The following is a 13,736-nucleotide window of genomic DNA, read 5'->3' on the forward strand; positions in this document are numbered from 1 at the left end:
GGACCAAACGGAATGATGCTTACTGAAGCTTGGCCTGCAAGACGTTGACATCGTCGGTGGTCATTTCACCGTCCGTCGCTACCTTGCCGTCGACGATCTTCCACAGCCGGAACGGGCCTGTGATGTCGCCATATTTATCGAAGGCGACCGGGCCGATGACGCCTTCGTAGCGGATCGGCTTGCCGTCCTTGATCAGGCCGAGCGCCTTGGCGAACTCTTCCTTGCCAGCAAAGATCGGCGTGCCGGCCGGATCGACCGCCTTGTACATCGCGTCCTTGATCTTGGCCGGGTCCTCGGAGCCGGCAATGGCGATGGCGAGGCCAACAATCGCGCCGGCGTCATAGGAACGGTCGGCTGCCGGATTGGTCGGTTCGATGCCGGAGAATTCCTTATAGTTCTTGGTGAAATACTCCGTCGAGGCCGTCGGGCTGGTGCCGGACGACGTGCCGTAGGCTTCCTTCAGATAATCGGCGCCGACGGATTCGATGAAGTCCGGGCTGTTCATGCCGTCATTGAGCAGGAATTTCTGCACGCCGCCCTGCGAGATCCAGGTGCGGGCGACCGTGGCGCCGTCGACCGGTGTGCTGACGAGGTAGAGACCGTCCGGTTCACCGGCCATTGCCGCGGTGACTTCGGAGGCATAGCTCGACTGCTTTTCATTGTAAGGCGTGTCGGAGACGATGGTGCCGCCGAGCGCTTTGTAGGCACGCGAGAATTCGGCCACCATGTTGACGCCGAAATCGTTGTTGACGTGGATGATCGACAGCTTCTTGAAACCCTTGTCGATGGCATATTTGGCGGCGGCGACACCCTGCAGCGCATCCGAGGTGATGGTGCGGAAGAAGATGCCGTTGGTCTTGCCGTCGCGGCCGAGCGCCGTCAGAGTCGGCGAGGATGACGCTGGCGAGACCTGGACGATCTTGGCTGGCGCGGTCACCGAGGTCAGGATCGGGATCGACACCGACGAGATGATGCCGCCGATGATGACCGGCACTTTCTTGACCTGCACAAGCTGAGTGGCGGCGTCGACGGCGATGTTGCCCTGGCTCTGGCTGTCGCGCGTGTCGGTGACGAGATCGCAGCCGCGCACCCCGCCGGCTCCGTTGATGTCGCGGAAGGCCATCTCGACCGACTTGGCGCCGGCCTGGCCGTATTCACCGGCCGGGCCGGTCAGCTCCATGACGAGGCCGACGGTGATCTTGCAATCGGCGGCCTGCGCAGCACCCGCCATCGTGACGAGGGCCAGCGCTGTGGTGAGTTGGAGTATCGTCTTTGTCATTGTTGTTCCCCTTTCGTTACTCGACTGTATTTGAGTTCTGGAGCTTGTTCAGCGTTCCGGCACCTGCAGCCAGGTTTCATGCAGATGTCGCCATTCGACGCCGTTGGGCGCCGATGAACTGGTCGTGAAGACGGCGCTCGATTGACGGCGGCTGTGCTTGCCTGCGCGCAGCTGCGCTTCGACATAGAGGACGACGATGGTATCCGCGTCCTGCCAGCCGGGCCGGATGTCCTCGATCGAAATGGCGAAACCATCGTCGCAGGAAGCACGGCTTGCGCGGACATGGTCGACGACCGCTTCGCGATCGAGGATCTGCCCGTCCGGCGCCACCATGCTGAGGTCCTTGCCCATGGCGCGTTCGAAGCGGCCGAAGTCCACCGTGTTGGCTCGCGCGGCGACGAACCAGTCGACGAAGAAGCGGTGCAGGTCGATGATTTCGGCGCTGGCGCGTGAAAACAGGGAGGGTTCGCCGCTCATTTCTTCCCCGCATTGAGGTTGTAATGCATGATCGAACCGTGGCGGCCGCGGCGGTCGCGTTCCAGCGTGTAGACGTCACCTTCGAGGCCGGTGCCTTGCGCGATGACGGCCGCAATCCGCTCCCGGTCCTCGGCGTGGAGCGCAACGTCCATGATTTTCGCATTGGCAATGGCGTGGGCCTGGTTGCGGGCGCCGACGATGACCGCCGCCACTTGCGGCTGCTCCAGCACCCAGGCGCTGGCGATGGTGGCGACGTCAACGCCGTGGCGGTCGCCAACGGCCTTCAGCGCTTGCAGCAGGTGCTGGAACAGCTCCCAGCCGCCAAAATCGTCGATGATCAGCTTGTACTTGACCAGCGAGCGGTTTTCGAGCGGCGTGGCGGGCTCGGCCGCACCGAGCCATTTGTTGCTGAGGAAGCCGCCGGCGACTGAACCATAGCAGAGGAAGCTGACGCCGTTCTGTTTTGCGAGCGCGGCCAGGCTGCTGCCCGGGCGCTGGTCGAGCACGGAATATTGCAGTTGCTGGCTGACCAGCGGGATGCCGGCAGCGAGTATCTCGGCGAGCCTTGGCGTGTCGAAATTGGTGGTGCCGAGATTTCGCACCTTGCCCTCCAACCGAAGCTCGTTGAGCCAGCCCATGGCATCGACATAGCGCGGCTGTTCATAGTCCCACCAATGGAACTGCACGAGATCGAGCCGCTCGGTCTTCAGCCGCCGCAATGACTGGTCGATGATGCCCCTGATGTAGTCACGGCTGATACTGGCCAGCCGTTCGAGGTCGGGCACCAGCTTGGTGTGCACCTTCATCCGGGCCGCGACGTCGAGGCCGCGCTCGCTGGCCAGCCGCAGGCGCGCGGCACCGATCAACTCCTCGACGCCGGTGTAGATGTCGGCGCAGTCATAGGTCCAGATGCCGGCATCGAACGTGGCGATCAGATCGGCCACCGCCTGGCTGCGGTCAATGGCGCCGTGGCCGCCAGCCAGCTGCCAGCCGCCGCGAATGACGCGCGAGATGGTGTAGCCGGGGCCGAGTTCGAAGGTCTTGGCGGTCATCTAAGGTCATCCTCTTTCGGCAGCGGCACCGCCGTCGTCTCGGCGTGGCTGAACCGCCGCTTGGCGGCCCTGACGATCCGCAGCCGGCTGCCGCAATTGGGATCGGGACAAGCGATCTCGGCGTCCGAGGTCATCCAGTCGTTCGGGTGGGTTGGGCGCTGCTTGGCTGCCAGCAGCGGCAACACGGCGGCGATCGAATAGATCGAAAAAACCTGCCCTGCCGGCATCGACAGCATCTCGCCCTTGAGCTCGAAATAATCGCCTTCCTTGGCGCCGCAATAGATAGGTTTGTCCTTGGGGATGATGGCCTCGACGCGAAGGTCGAACAGCTCGAAACTGTCGTCGGCCATGTCAGGCCTCCATCAGGCTGAAGGTGACATCGCAGGCGCCGTTGCGGCGGATGACACCGCACGCGGCGGCGAACCGGTCACGCTCTTCGACGCGCACCTGCGCCACCACACTGCCGGCCAGCCAGCCTATCGGGAACAAGAGCCGCGCGCCCTGCCCGTAGTAGAGGCCAATGTCGAAGATCGCATTGGGATTGCCGCCCCACATGCGTGGCGGCACGTAGGACAGTACGATGTCGCCCGGCTGCGGGTTCAGCGTCGCGTTCTCGGCCGGCAACGGTTTTGCATAGGCCTGGCCCTCGAGGTCGGTTGATGGAACCGGACAGGAAATCTCAGGCCCCGTCCACATCGCATGGATGCCCGGAACAACGCGTGGCGTGCCGAGGTAGGCCAAGAGGAAGGCAGCGTTTTCCGGCGCCTTCTCGGGCAGCAGCAATGCCGTTACGGAAAGCTGCGAGCGCGGCTCGGTGATCCTGATGGCGGTCATGTCTGGTCTTTCGCGGCGGCGGCCTGCAACTTGCTGCGCAGGAAGGTGAAGGGTCGGCTGATGTCGGCGACCAGCGACTCGCGCGCCGCCTGCGCATCCTGCGTGGACAGCGCCGTGACGATGCGGCGGTGATATTGGGCGGTGTCGACCTCGCCGGCTTCCGAGAAGGCGTAGATGGCGACACGAATGCAGGGACCCGATTGCAGCCACAGGCTCTCGATCATCGGGATCAGCACGGCCGAACCGCAGGAGCGGTAAATCTCGAAATGAAAGCTCTGGTTGAGCGTCACTTCGCGGTCGACGTCCTTCTTGTGTTTCAAAGCCCGCATCTCGTCCCATTCGGCGAGGATGGTTTCGATGGTGGCGATCTGGCGCGGACCCATGCGGGCGGCGGCCAGCGCGATCGCCTCGCCCTCGATCAGGATGCGAGCCCGCAGGAGATCGTCGAGGCGTTCCAGCGTGATCGGCGGCACGCGCACCGAACGGTTGGGCAGCGCCTCCAGCGCCTTTTCCGTGATCAGCCGGCCGAGCGCCTCGCGCACCGGCATGGTCGAGGTGACCAAGGCGTCAGCCAGGCCACGGATGGTCAGCACCTGGCTCGGTTCGAACAGGCCGCCAATCAGGGCGCGGCGCAGCTCGGAATAAACGCGGTCCTGCACGGTCTCGCGGCCGACCGGCGCAAGCTGGGCCGCGATCACCTCGTTGTTCTTTTCGATGGCAGCCTTTTGCATGGAATTCCGTTCGTGGCCGGTTTTCGGCTTGCGGAGGAAATTAAAGCCGAATAGCGTGATCAACGCAAGTGTGATCACAAATCATAATCAGGAGGCGGCAGCGATCGTCTTCGGCCAGAGGGTTTGATGAGCGAGGCAACCAAACGGCAAGGGGAAACCCGCGCGCCGGTTCTGACGGCAAGGAATGTCGTCAGGCGGTTCGGCGGCCTTGTCGCGGTCAACGACGTCTCGTTTAACGTCAAAGCGGGCGAAATCCTCGGCCTCATCGGCCCCAACGGCGCCGGCAAGACGACGATGTTCGACCTGCTTGCCGGCAGCATATTGCCGACCAGCGGCGAAATCCTTCTCAACGGCGCGCGCGTCTCGGGCGAAGCAGCACATCTGCGCATCGGACGCGGTCTCGGCCGCACGTTTCAGATACCGCGCCCGCTGCCCAACCTGACGCTGATCGAAAACATCATGCTGGCGGCACAGGGTCAGGCCGGCGAAAAGCTGCTTGCCAATTTCGTCACGCCATGGCGCGTCGCCGCGCAGGAAAGGGCCGCCAGGACAAAGGCGCTTGAACTGCTGGAACTGGTCGCCCTCGCCCATCTCGCGCATGAGCCGGCGCGCGTGCTTTCCGGCGGCCAGCGCAAGCTGCTCGAACTCGCCCGCGTGATGATGGCCGATCCGGCGATCATCTTGCTCGACGAACCGGCGGCCGGCGTCAACGCGACGCTGCTCGAAGTCATCATCGACCGCATCCGCGACATCAATGCGCGCGGTATCACCTTCCTGCTGATCGAGCATAATATCGACATGGTGACGCGGCTCTGCCATCGCGTCCTCGTCATGGCGAGCGGCCAGTTGCTCAGCGAAGGCACGGCCGAAGAGGTCGCTCGCGACCCGCGCGTCATCGAGGCCTATCTCGGAGGCGCGGCATGAGCGAGATCGTTCTCGATGTCCGCGACCTCGAAGCCGGCTACGAGCCCGGCGTGCCGATCGTGCGCGGCGCCTCGATCACCGTCGCCAAGGGCGAGATCGTCGTGGTGCTCGGCCCCAACGGCGCCGGCAAGTCTAGCTTCATCAAGGCCATCGCCGGCCTCGTCCCGATCACCGGCGGCACAGTATTTCTGGACGGGAAGGACATCACTGCCGCGCCGGCCCACACCATGGTGCGCCTCGGGCTGGCCTTCGTGCCGCAGACCGAAAACATCTTCCCACTGATGTCGGTCGAGGACAATCTCAGAGTTGCTTGCGGCATCCTTGAGCGGCGCGAGATTCCTGCGCGCATCGAGGAGATGTATGCCGCCTTCCCCGATCTCGTCCGCCAGCGCCGCACCGCCGCCGGCAACCTCTCGGGCGGACAACGGCAGATGCTCGCCGTTGCGCGGGCGCTGATCGTCCACCCCAAGGTGCTGGTGCTAGACGAGCCGTCGGCCGGCCTGTCGCCGAAATTCGTCTCGATGGTGTTCGAGATGCTGGCAAACATCCGCAAGTCCGGCGTCACCATCCTGCTCGTCGAACAGAATGCCAAGGCAGCGCTCGCCATCGGCGACCGCGCCTATGTGCTGGTCGAAGGCAAAGACCGGCACGAGGGCATTGCCTCCGAGCTGTGGAACGATCCGGTGGTCGCCGAACTCTATCTCGGCCAGCGCCCCCGCAAGTCCGGCACAGGAGGTGGGGCATGAGCTTGCAATTTGTCGTCGACGGATTGCTGACGGGTTCGATGATCGGCCTGGGCGCCATCGGCGTGACGCTTACCTATTCGATCCTGCGCTTCTCGAACTTTGCCCATGGCGACTTCATGGCCTGGGGCACCTATGCGACGCTGGCCGTCGTCAGCGCCATCGGCGCGACAGTCGGCAAGGTGGCACCGATCGCACCGCTGTCCTTCGGCTGGCCGCTGATTGTCGCGCTGGTCGTCGGCATGGCGTTCACCGCTTTGCTGGCGCTGCTGCTCGACAAGGTGCTGTTTTCGCGGCTGCGCTCGCAAGGCCAGGCGATCATCGTGGTGATGGCGAGCTTCGGTGCCTCGATGGCGCTGAGAAGCCTGCTCGAATTCACCTTCACCTCGCGGCCGACCTATTTCAGCCGGGCGATCCAGATCGCCATGCCGGTCGGCTTCGGCATCCGCATCACATCAGACCAGATCGCGCTTTTGCTGCTGACCGCGGTGCTGGTGCTCGCCGTGCATCTGTTGATGACGCGCACGCAGACCGGCCGCTCGATGCAGGCCCTGAGCCAGAACGCGGCACTGGCCCGCATCGTCGGCATCGACGTCGCCAGCGTGGTGCGCGTCACCTGGGTCATCGGCGGGGCGCTGGCCTGCGTGGCCGGCGTGATGATCGGCATCCTGGTGCAGATCCGCCCGTTCATGGGCTTCGACATGCTATTGCCGATGTTTGCCGCCGCCATTCTCGGCGGCATCGGCAGCATCCCCGGCGCCGTGCTCGGCGGCCTGATCATCGGGCTCGCCGAGGCCGGTGCCGTGCAGCTGATCGGCGCCGAATGGCGCGCCGCCGTCTCCTTCATCATCCTGATGGCGGTGCTGTTCGTGCGGCCGATCGGCCTGTTTGGTGTGAGGGAACGCTGATGGATCTGATCGGCTACGGCGCCTTCTTCCTGACCACCGCGCTGATCTTTTCGCTGGTCACGCTGGGGCTCAATTTGCAGTGGGGCCTGACCGGCCTGTTCAATGTCGGCCTTGCCGGCTTCGTCGCCATCGGCGCCTACACCTCGGCATTGCTGACCACTCCCGACGACGCCGCGCGGCTGGGTGGCCTTGGCCTGCCGATCGTTGTCGGCTGGGCGGGCGCCATGGTCGTCGGCGGCATTGCCGCGGCGTTAACTGGCATGGCGACGCTGCGGCTCAGGTCCGACTATCTGGCGATCACCACCTTCGGCGTCGCCGTCGTCGTGCAACTGGTCGCGCTCAACGCGCAGAAACTGACCGGCGGCCCGTTCGGCATCGGCTTCATCCCGCGCCCCTTCGGCAGCCTTGCCGAGACGCCGCTGCTGTTCAACCTGTCGAACCTTGCCGTGGTCGCGGCGGTGACTCTGGTCGCCTATCTCGCTTTGGAACATCTGTCGCGCAGCCCGTGGGGCCGCGTGCTGAAGGCGCTACGCGAGGATGAGCGGGCGGCGATCTCGCTTGGCAAGAGCGCGCGTTTCTATCGCGTCCAGGCCTTCGCCGTGGGCGGCGCCATCATGGCACTGGCCGGCGCATTGCAGGCGCATTTCACCGGCTTCATCGCGCCGGACAATTATTTGCCGATCCTGACCTTCCAGGTCTGGGTGATGCTGATCGTGGGCGGCTCGGGCAGCAATCTCGGCGCCGTCATCGGCAGCATCCTGGTCTGGGCGATATGGGCTGGGTCGGGCACGCTGACCAGCATCCTGTTCCCGCCGGAACAGCAGGCTCGTGCCGCCGCGCTGCAGATCGCCGCCATCGGCGTCATGCTCTGCGTTATCCTGCTGGTCCGGCCGAACGGGCTGTTCGGCGACAGGCCACGGCGGCCTTGGCTCGGCAAGCGGACGAGGATCGCTGCAGACAGGAGCAGTTCCAGCTCATGAATGCCGTCATCCGGCAGGAAGCGCACGGCGTTTCGCTCTGGCATGCCGTCGGCCGCAATCGACGTGAGCGGCCGGCACTGCAAGGCGGGCTCGATGTCGACCTAGCAATCGTCGGCGGCGGCTTTTCTGGCCTTTCAACCGCGCTGCATGCGGCGGGGAAAGGACTTTCCGTCGCCGTTCTCGAAGCCGAGTTCATCGCCTGGGGTGCGACCGGCAGGAATGCGGGCTTCGTCGTGCCGAACTTCGCCAAGATGGACCCGGTCGACATACTGGCCCATCTCGGGCCGTCGCGCGGCGAAAGGCTGATCGATTTCGCCGCCGGCAGCGCCGACCTGGTTTTCCGCCTGATCCGGCAGCACGGCATCGACGGCGACGCCGTGCAGAACGGATGGGTCCAGCCGGCGCATTCGCCTGCGGCCTTCGAGAAGGTCAAGTCACGCGCCGGGCAATGGGCACAGCGTGGCCGGCCTGCGGTCACATTGGATCGGCAGGAAATCGAAGCAATGACAGGCGTGCCAGGCTATGTCGGCGGCTGGATGGACCGTTCCGGCGGCGTGCTCAATCCGGTCGCCTATGCGGGCGGATTGGCCGATGCGGCGGAGAAGGCCGGCGCAAAGATCTTCGAGCAGACGCGCGTCACCTCGGTTGATCGCATAGCCGATGGCTGGATGCTGAAAATGCCCTCTGGCTCGGTACGCGCGGGCAAGGTGCTGATCGCCACCAACGCCTATGGCTGGTCCCTCAATCCGTCGTTGCAGCGAACCTACTTCCCGCTGAAAGTCTTCCAGATCGCGACAGCGCCGCTGCCTCGTGAAGTGCGCAACCGATTGCTTCCCGGCGGGCAAGGTGTCGGTGACACCAGACGCAATCTGTTCACCTTCCGCTTCGACGCCGAAAACCGGCTGATCAGCGGCGGCATGCATATCCTTGGCGCCGGTGCGGATACGCGCGTACCGCAGACGATCTGGCGAAGGCTCGGCCGGCATCTCGGTCTGCCCGACCTGCCGCCGCTTGCCTACAGCTGGTCGGGAATGGCAGCGGTCGAACCGGATTTCCTGCCGCACCTGATCGACCTCGGTCCGGGACTGATCGCCGGTCGCGCCTGCAACGGGCGCGGCATCGCCATGACGACGGCGATGGGCAAGGTTCTGGCCGACTGGGCCGCCGGCACCGACGCCCGCGACCTGCCGCTGCCCTTCGCGCCGCCGGCGCCAATACCGTTCCACGCCGTGCTGCGGCACGCGCCCAACATGCTGCTCGGCTGGAGCATGCTGCGCGACCGGCTGGACGGGACGAGCTAGGCCGACGGCTCCCTGGCAGCGTCAAGGTTTGCAGACAGCACAGCGGCCGCCACGGCGATGTCCTCTTCTATGAAAATCCGCACAGTGGGACCGCTGCGCTGCTCCAGTGCGGCGACGATCTTGCGATGCGCGTCGTTGGACTGCGGGATGTAGCGATCGGCCTGCATCAGCAGCTTGAGATAAGGCCCGACCCGCCCCCAGAGGTCGCGGATCATGTTCAAAAGGATCGGCGCGCCGGCATGCTGGTAGATGGCGAAGTGGAACGCCTCGTTCAATGAGAGATAGGCCCTGGCGTCGCCGGCCTCAATGGCACGCTGCATGCCGGCGAGCGTCGCCTGGATGTCAGCCAGCCCGCTTTCGCTCATCCTGGTCGCCGCCATCTCGCCCGCCAGTCCCTCGACGGCGATGCGGATGCGCGTCAGCTCCTCGAAGGCAGGCGCGGACAGCAACGGCACGATGACCGAGCGGTTGTTCTGCATCTCGAGCAGCCGCTCGGCGACAAGCCTCTGCAGCGCCTCGCGGATCGGTGTCGTCGAGATGCCGAACGTCTCGGCGAGCTTGCGGATGACCAGCGCCTGGCCCGGGCTGAAGCCGCCGGAAATCAACTCCTGCTTGAGCGCGCCATAGGCGCGGTCATTCAGGGTCTGATGTTCAAGCTTCAGCATACGCGGGCCGCTCCGATCACCAGTTCGACAGAGCGCGATCGAGCGTCTCGGCCAGTTGCTCGGCATTGTCCCTGGCAAAGGGCAGTGGCGGCCTGATCTTCAGCACATTGCCGCGCGGACCGCAGGACGAGATCAGCACGCCGTCCTCGCGCATGGCTTCGACGACCGCCGATGTCTTGGTGGCGGCCAGAGCCTCGTCGCCGTCCGCCGTCAGCTCGACGCCGAAATAGAGGCCGTTGTGCCTGACATCGGCGACCGCGCCGTGCCGGCCCTGCAGGGCGCGCAGCAGTTCACTCGTATAGGCGCCGACATTGAGCGCATTCTCGATCAGCCCCTCGCCTTCGATGACCTCCAGAACGGCGAGGCCGACGGCGGCCGCGACCGGATTGCCGCCGAAGGTGTTGAAGTAGCCGGTGTTCGAACCGAAGGAGGCGACAAGCTGCGGCCGCACGAGCACGGCGCCCATCGGGTGCCCATCGCCGATCGGCTTGCCCATCGTGACGATGTCAGGCCCGATGCCATAGTTTGCGAAGCCCCACATGCCCTGGCCAAGCCGGCCGAAGCCGGACTGGACCTCATCGGCGATGACGATGCCGCCGGCCTTTTTGACGTGATCGGCTGCCTCGCGCATCACCTTCGCATCGGGAAAGAAAATGCCGTCGCTGGAAAAGGCCGAGTCGAGAAGCAGCGCCGCCGGCTTGATGCCTTTTGCTCGCATGTCCTCTATGGCAGCGGCGACATTTCCGGCGAAATCATGCGCGGCCCGGCCATGGTCGCGGAACGTGTCCGGCGCTGCCACCGTGCGGTGGTGCGCTGGTACCCCCTTTGCCCCGACCGCCGCCGGCGACAGTTGCGCCGTCGCTATGGTGGCGCCGTGATAGGCGAAATCGGTGATGATCACCCCGGTGCCGCCGCTGGAATGCTGGGCAATGCGGATGGCAAGGTCGTTCGCCTCGCTGCCGGTGCAGGTGAACATGGCGTGGCCAAGATGGGCCGGAACGGTGCCGAGTAGTTTTTCCGCATAGTCGAGGATGATCTCGCTGAGATAGCGTGTGTGGGTGTTGAGCGTTGCGGCCTGCCTCGAAAGCGCCTCGACGACGCGCGGATGGCAATGCCCGACCGAGGCGACGTTGTTGTAGGCGTCGAGGAACTTGCGGCCCTGGGCGTCGTAGAGCCACACACCGCTGCCGCGCACCAGATGGATCGGGTTGCGGTAGAAGGCGCGGTAGGTCGGCCCAAGCAGCCTGGCGCGGCGTTCGAGCAGCGCGCGCTCCGATGCAGCCGCGTCGGCATTTGCGGGGTATGGCGAGGACTGGGACACGGGAATCTACTCCGGATTGGAATGGTCGAGAAAATAGCGGCGGGCATCGGTGGACGACAGGCCGTTCAACCGTTCGAGTGAAGCCCAGACTTCGGTGGCGAGGCGCAGCACGTAGTCGCGCTTGGCCGGGAAACGCTCGGCCTGCCAGCTGGCGATGTTGACGATGAGCGCAAGTCGGGCACGGATCAGATCGAAGAGAATGCCAATCTCTTCCTCCTCCAGTGGTTGGAGCGACTGATAACCTGCGACAAAGCGCGCCGCCGGTGCCAGCGGATGGCCTTCCGCCGGCCAGCGGTAGACGGCGCCGATGGCGAGGTCGCAGATCAGCGGCGAATGGATCATGTCGCCGAAATCGAGAATGCCGCTCACGACCTCCGGCCGCGAAGCATCCATCACCACATTGTAGGAATTCATGTCGTTGTGGACGATCTGCGCGCGCAGGCTCGGGATGACCGGCGCAGCATGCTCCTCGAAGGAGGCGATCGCGCGCTCGACCATCGCCCGCCGACTCGGATCAGTGATGTGCGCCATCATCGGCCGTGTCTTGGCGACCTTGCGGATGTCCCAGAGCAGGTCGTTGCCGGCGGCCGGATGGAAGAAGCCGCGCAGCGCCCGGCTGAGGCGGGCGAGGAAGATGCCCAGATTGCGATCCTGCGCCTCGGAAGTCGGCGAGCGCGACAGCAACTGACCGGACAGATAGGTCACCAGCCGGATGATGCGCGGCGCCGATCCAGCGACGCTGACCGCGAACTGCGCTTCATCCTCGAGGCTTTTGCGCACCGAGGGAACCGGCAAGGTGGGGTCGACCGCAAGGATGTGGTCGAGCGCCTTGTTCTGGAAATCGGTGAAGCCAGCTTCTTCCGCCGGATGGGAGATCTTCAGGACGAACTCGCCCTCGCCGTCGGTCTGAACATGGAAATTGTGGTCGCGTTCGCCAGGCAGCGGACGCGCGGTGCCGTTCAGCCCGTAGTGCCGGCGCAGGATGGCGAGGGCGCCGGCCGTGGAGACATCCGGTGCGTCCTCGGCGAGTGTTTCGCCGAACGCATCGGGCACCGCCGCATTCATGGCTTAGCCTCGATAGGTTCGAGGCCACACCAGTCGGCGATGAACAGCGCGATCGTCTGGGTGACCTTGCGCACCGAGTCGAGATCGACGGCCTCGTCATAGCCATGCGGCATGCGGCAGATCGGGCCGTAGACGATCGCCGGCGTGTCGGCATAGAGGCCGAAGAAACGTGCATCGGTGGTCGCCGAGGTGACGTGTTCCGTCAGCGGCTCGCCCCAGACGGCGGTATGGCTGCGGCGTAGCACCGCTTCCATCTCGTCGGCGCCCTCCAGCACATAGCCCTCGGCCATGAAGCCATTGTAGGTCATCTTGGGTGGTCGGTTGGCCAGGAACGGATCGGCGCGCGCCGCATCGGCAATGCAGGCCTCGAGCTCGGCCCTGGCGTCTTCGAGCCTCTGGCCGGGATAGGTGGCGACGCGCATCTCGAAGACACAGCGCGCCGGAACGCTCGATGTCCACTCGCCGCCTTCGATCTTGCCGAGGTTGAAGCGGATCGGATGCGGGTGATCATGGAAATGCCTGTCATCGACCTTGCGCGCGTTCCAGACGATTTCGAGCTGCTTCAGCGCCTGAATGATGACGAAGGCCTTTTCGATGGCATTGGCGCCGGCCGAAAATGCACCCGACGCATGCTGCGGATCGCCGTCGACCTCGACCCTGAACCAGATCGGCCCGACCTGCGCCCGCATCAGCCGCGGCTCCAGCGGTTCGGGAATGAAGGCGGCGTCGGCGCGATAGCCGCGCTGCAGGCATGCAAGCGCGCCATTGCCGGTGCATTCCTCCTCGACCACCGACTGGAGATACACGTTCGCGGCCGGCTGATAGCCAAGGCTACGCAAGGCGCTCAGTGCATAGAGGCAGGCGGACAGGCCGGCCTTCATGTCGCCGGCGCCGCGGCCATGCATCCAGCCGTCCTCGATCACCGGGTCGTAGGGATCGCGCACCCAGCGGTCGAGCGGTCCGGTCGGAACGACATCGATATGGCCGTTGAGGATCAGCGAGCGGCCGGTCGCGTTTCGCGGCGTGTGGGTAGCAACGACGTTGAAGGCATCGTCGTAAGAGACCGCCACGGGTGAAAAACCCGGCAGGTCGCGAATCTCATCGACATCGACGCGCCACATGTCGACCGCGTAGCCATCCGCCTCGTAGGCGGCGGCCATAAACGACTGCGCGGGGTGTTCCTCGCCACGTTGGGAGGGAAAGCGCACGAGGTCTTGCAGAAACGCGACCTGTCGGGCGAAGCCATCATCGACTGCCCTCAGAATGGCCTCATCCGCAATCCGCTCAGGCATCATATTTCACTTTCACCTGGATGATGTATCATATCTCATATACCATTCCTGTGAAATGCAAGAGGCATACGCGCCAAACTTTCAGTCCAGGACTTGCCGTTCGATACTGCCATGGTCTTGGGGGAGTTGGCATCGGATGCAGCAAGCCGATACTGCTATCTCTG

Annotated in this window: 15 protein-coding genes; 5 read left to right on the plus strand and 10 right to left on the minus strand. The window is 64.7% G+C overall.

What is annotated here, in order from left to right; all coding sequences use genetic code 11:
* Positions 1 to 19: 19 nt before the first annotated feature.
* The 6 genes from EN990_RS03115 to EN990_RS03140 are packed head-to-tail and all read right to left on the minus strand — an operon-like array spanning position 20 to position 4,373.
* On the minus strand, positions 20 to 1,279 hold the full coding sequence (locus EN990_RS03115; RefSeq protein ID WP_127369302.1) for an ABC transporter substrate-binding protein: 1,260 nt from the start codon (positions 1,277 to 1,279) through the stop codon (positions 20 to 22).
* A gap of 48 nt (positions 1,280 to 1,327) precedes the next feature.
* Entirely contained in the window at positions 1,328 to 1,756 is a 429-nt protein-coding gene (locus tag EN990_RS03120) for a DUF4440 domain-containing protein (RefSeq protein WP_064995060.1), read from the minus strand.
* Entirely contained in the window at positions 1,753 to 2,808 is a 1,056-nt protein-coding gene (locus EN990_RS03125; RefSeq protein WP_127369301.1) for an aldo/keto reductase, read from the minus strand. Before EN990_RS03125 ends, EN990_RS03120 begins: the two co-directional genes overlap by 4 nt.
* Positions 2,805 to 3,158, minus strand: coding sequence for a TIGR04076 family protein (locus EN990_RS03130; protein ID WP_127369300.1), 354 nt, complete (start codon positions 3,156 to 3,158; stop codon positions 2,805 to 2,807). The genes EN990_RS03125 and EN990_RS03130 overlap by 4 nt, the downstream gene beginning before the upstream one ends.
* A 1-nt stretch (position 3,159) precedes the next feature.
* Positions 3,160 to 3,642, minus strand: coding sequence for a DUF3830 family protein (locus tag EN990_RS03135; protein ID WP_127369299.1), 483 nt, complete (start codon positions 3,640 to 3,642; stop codon positions 3,160 to 3,162).
* A complete protein-coding gene (locus tag EN990_RS03140; RefSeq protein ID WP_024502532.1) occupies positions 3,639 to 4,373 on the minus strand; it encodes a GntR family transcriptional regulator in 735 nt (244 codons plus the stop codon). Before EN990_RS03140 ends, EN990_RS03135 begins: the two co-directional genes overlap by 4 nt.
* Positions 4,374 to 4,499: 126 nt before the next feature.
* Between EN990_RS03140 and EN990_RS03145 the strand changes: the two genes are divergently transcribed.
* From EN990_RS03145 to EN990_RS03165, 5 genes are read left to right on the plus strand one after another with little or no spacing between them, the layout of a single operon-like run.
* Positions 4,500 to 5,297 carry an ABC transporter ATP-binding protein gene (locus tag EN990_RS03145; RefSeq protein WP_013532981.1) on the plus strand — a complete coding sequence of 266 codons (798 nt, stop codon included), beginning with the start codon at positions 4,500 to 4,502 and terminating at the stop codon, positions 5,295 to 5,297.
* Positions 5,294 to 6,043 (plus strand): ABC transporter ATP-binding protein, encoded by a 750-nt coding sequence (locus tag EN990_RS03150; RefSeq protein WP_063171575.1) that lies wholly within the window; start codon positions 5,294 to 5,296, stop codon positions 6,041 to 6,043. Before EN990_RS03145 ends, EN990_RS03150 begins: the two co-directional genes overlap by 4 nt.
* On the plus strand, positions 6,040 to 6,948 hold the full coding sequence (locus EN990_RS03155; RefSeq protein ID WP_013532983.1) for a branched-chain amino acid ABC transporter permease: 909 nt from the start codon (positions 6,040 to 6,042) through the stop codon (positions 6,946 to 6,948). Before EN990_RS03150 ends, EN990_RS03155 begins: the two co-directional genes overlap by 4 nt.
* Positions 6,945 to 7,928, plus strand: a complete 984-nt coding sequence (locus EN990_RS03160) for a branched-chain amino acid ABC transporter permease (protein ID WP_164753650.1) — start codon at positions 6,945 to 6,947, stop codon at positions 7,926 to 7,928. Before EN990_RS03155 ends, EN990_RS03160 begins: the two co-directional genes overlap by 4 nt.
* Positions 7,925 to 9,229 (plus strand): FAD-dependent oxidoreductase, encoded by a 1,305-nt coding sequence (locus tag EN990_RS03165; RefSeq protein ID WP_127388239.1) that lies wholly within the window; start codon positions 7,925 to 7,927, stop codon positions 9,227 to 9,229. Before EN990_RS03160 ends, EN990_RS03165 begins: the two co-directional genes overlap by 4 nt.
* Here EN990_RS03165 and EN990_RS03170 read toward each other — a convergent pair.
* The 4 genes from EN990_RS03170 to EN990_RS03185 are packed head-to-tail and all read right to left on the minus strand — an operon-like array spanning position 9,226 to position 13,572.
* The gene (locus EN990_RS03170; protein WP_024502527.1) at positions 9,226 to 9,894 is read right to left on the minus strand and encodes a GntR family transcriptional regulator; all 669 of its coding nucleotides are present in this window, start codon (positions 9,892 to 9,894) and stop codon (positions 9,226 to 9,228) included. The genes EN990_RS03165 and EN990_RS03170 overlap by 4 nt on opposite strands.
* Before the next feature lie 16 nt (positions 9,895 to 9,910).
* Positions 9,911 to 11,215: an aspartate aminotransferase family protein gene (locus EN990_RS03175; RefSeq protein ID WP_127384962.1), complete on the minus strand. Its 1,305-nt coding sequence runs from the start codon at positions 11,213 to 11,215 to the stop codon at positions 9,911 to 9,913.
* Positions 11,216 to 11,221: 6 nt separating this feature from the next.
* Complete coding sequence (locus EN990_RS03180; RefSeq protein WP_127368781.1) at positions 11,222 to 12,280, minus strand: phosphotransferase; 1,059 nt, start codon at positions 12,278 to 12,280, stop codon at positions 11,222 to 11,224.
* The gene (locus tag EN990_RS03185) at positions 12,277 to 13,572 is read right to left on the minus strand and encodes an ArgE/DapE family deacylase (RefSeq protein WP_164753649.1); all 1,296 of its coding nucleotides are present in this window, start codon (positions 13,570 to 13,572) and stop codon (positions 12,277 to 12,279) included. Before EN990_RS03185 ends, EN990_RS03180 begins: the two co-directional genes overlap by 4 nt.
* Between the last annotated feature and the right edge of the window lie 164 nt (positions 13,573 to 13,736).

It is taken from the genome of Mesorhizobium sp. M7A.F.Ca.US.005.03.1.1, from assembly GCF_003997975.1.
GTDB classification, from domain to species: domain Bacteria; phylum Pseudomonadota; class Alphaproteobacteria; order Rhizobiales; family Rhizobiaceae; genus Mesorhizobium; species Mesorhizobium ciceri.

What these genes read in the sequence shown, in the direction of transcription:
- EN990_RS03125 (WP_127369301.1), bottom strand. Translation starts at nt 2,808, where the DNA reads ATGACCGCCAAGACCTTCGAACTCGGCCCCGGCTACACCATCTCGCGC.
- EN990_RS03120 (WP_064995060.1), bottom strand. Translation starts at nt 1,756, where the DNA reads ATGAGCGGCGAACCCTCCCTGTTTTCACGCGCCAGCGCCGAAATCATC.
- EN990_RS03155 (WP_013532983.1), top strand. Translation starts at nt 6,040, where the DNA reads ATGAGCTTGCAATTTGTCGTCGACGGATTGCTGACGGGTTCGATGATC.
- EN990_RS03115 (WP_127369302.1), bottom strand. Translation starts at nt 1,279, where the DNA reads ATGACAAAGACGATACTCCAACTCACCACAGCGCTGGCCCTCGTCACG.
- EN990_RS03180 (WP_127368781.1), bottom strand. Translation starts at nt 12,280, where the DNA reads ATGAATGCGGCGGTGCCCGATGCGTTCGGCGAAACACTCGCCGAGGAC.
- EN990_RS03140 (WP_024502532.1), bottom strand. Translation starts at nt 4,373, where the DNA reads ATGCAAAAGGCTGCCATCGAAAAGAACAACGAGGTGATCGCGGCCCAG.
- EN990_RS03170 (WP_024502527.1), bottom strand. Translation starts at nt 9,894, where the DNA reads ATGCTGAAGCTTGAACATCAGACCCTGAATGACCGCGCCTATGGCGCG.
- EN990_RS03130 (WP_127369300.1), bottom strand. Translation starts at nt 3,158, where the DNA reads ATGGCCGACGACAGTTTCGAGCTGTTCGACCTTCGCGTCGAGGCCATC.
- EN990_RS03185 (WP_164753649.1), bottom strand. Translation starts at nt 13,572, where the DNA reads ATGCCTGAGCGGATTGCGGATGAGGCCATTCTGAGGGCAGTCGATGAT.
- EN990_RS03135 (WP_127369299.1), bottom strand. Translation starts at nt 3,642, where the DNA reads ATGACCGCCATCAGGATCACCGAGCCGCGCTCGCAGCTTTCCGTAACG.
- EN990_RS03145 (WP_013532981.1), top strand. Translation starts at nt 4,500, where the DNA reads ATGAGCGAGGCAACCAAACGGCAAGGGGAAACCCGCGCGCCGGTTCTG.
- EN990_RS03165 (WP_127388239.1), top strand. Translation starts at nt 7,925, where the DNA reads ATGAATGCCGTCATCCGGCAGGAAGCGCACGGCGTTTCGCTCTGGCAT.
- EN990_RS03150 (WP_063171575.1), top strand. Translation starts at nt 5,294, where the DNA reads ATGAGCGAGATCGTTCTCGATGTCCGCGACCTCGAAGCCGGCTACGAG.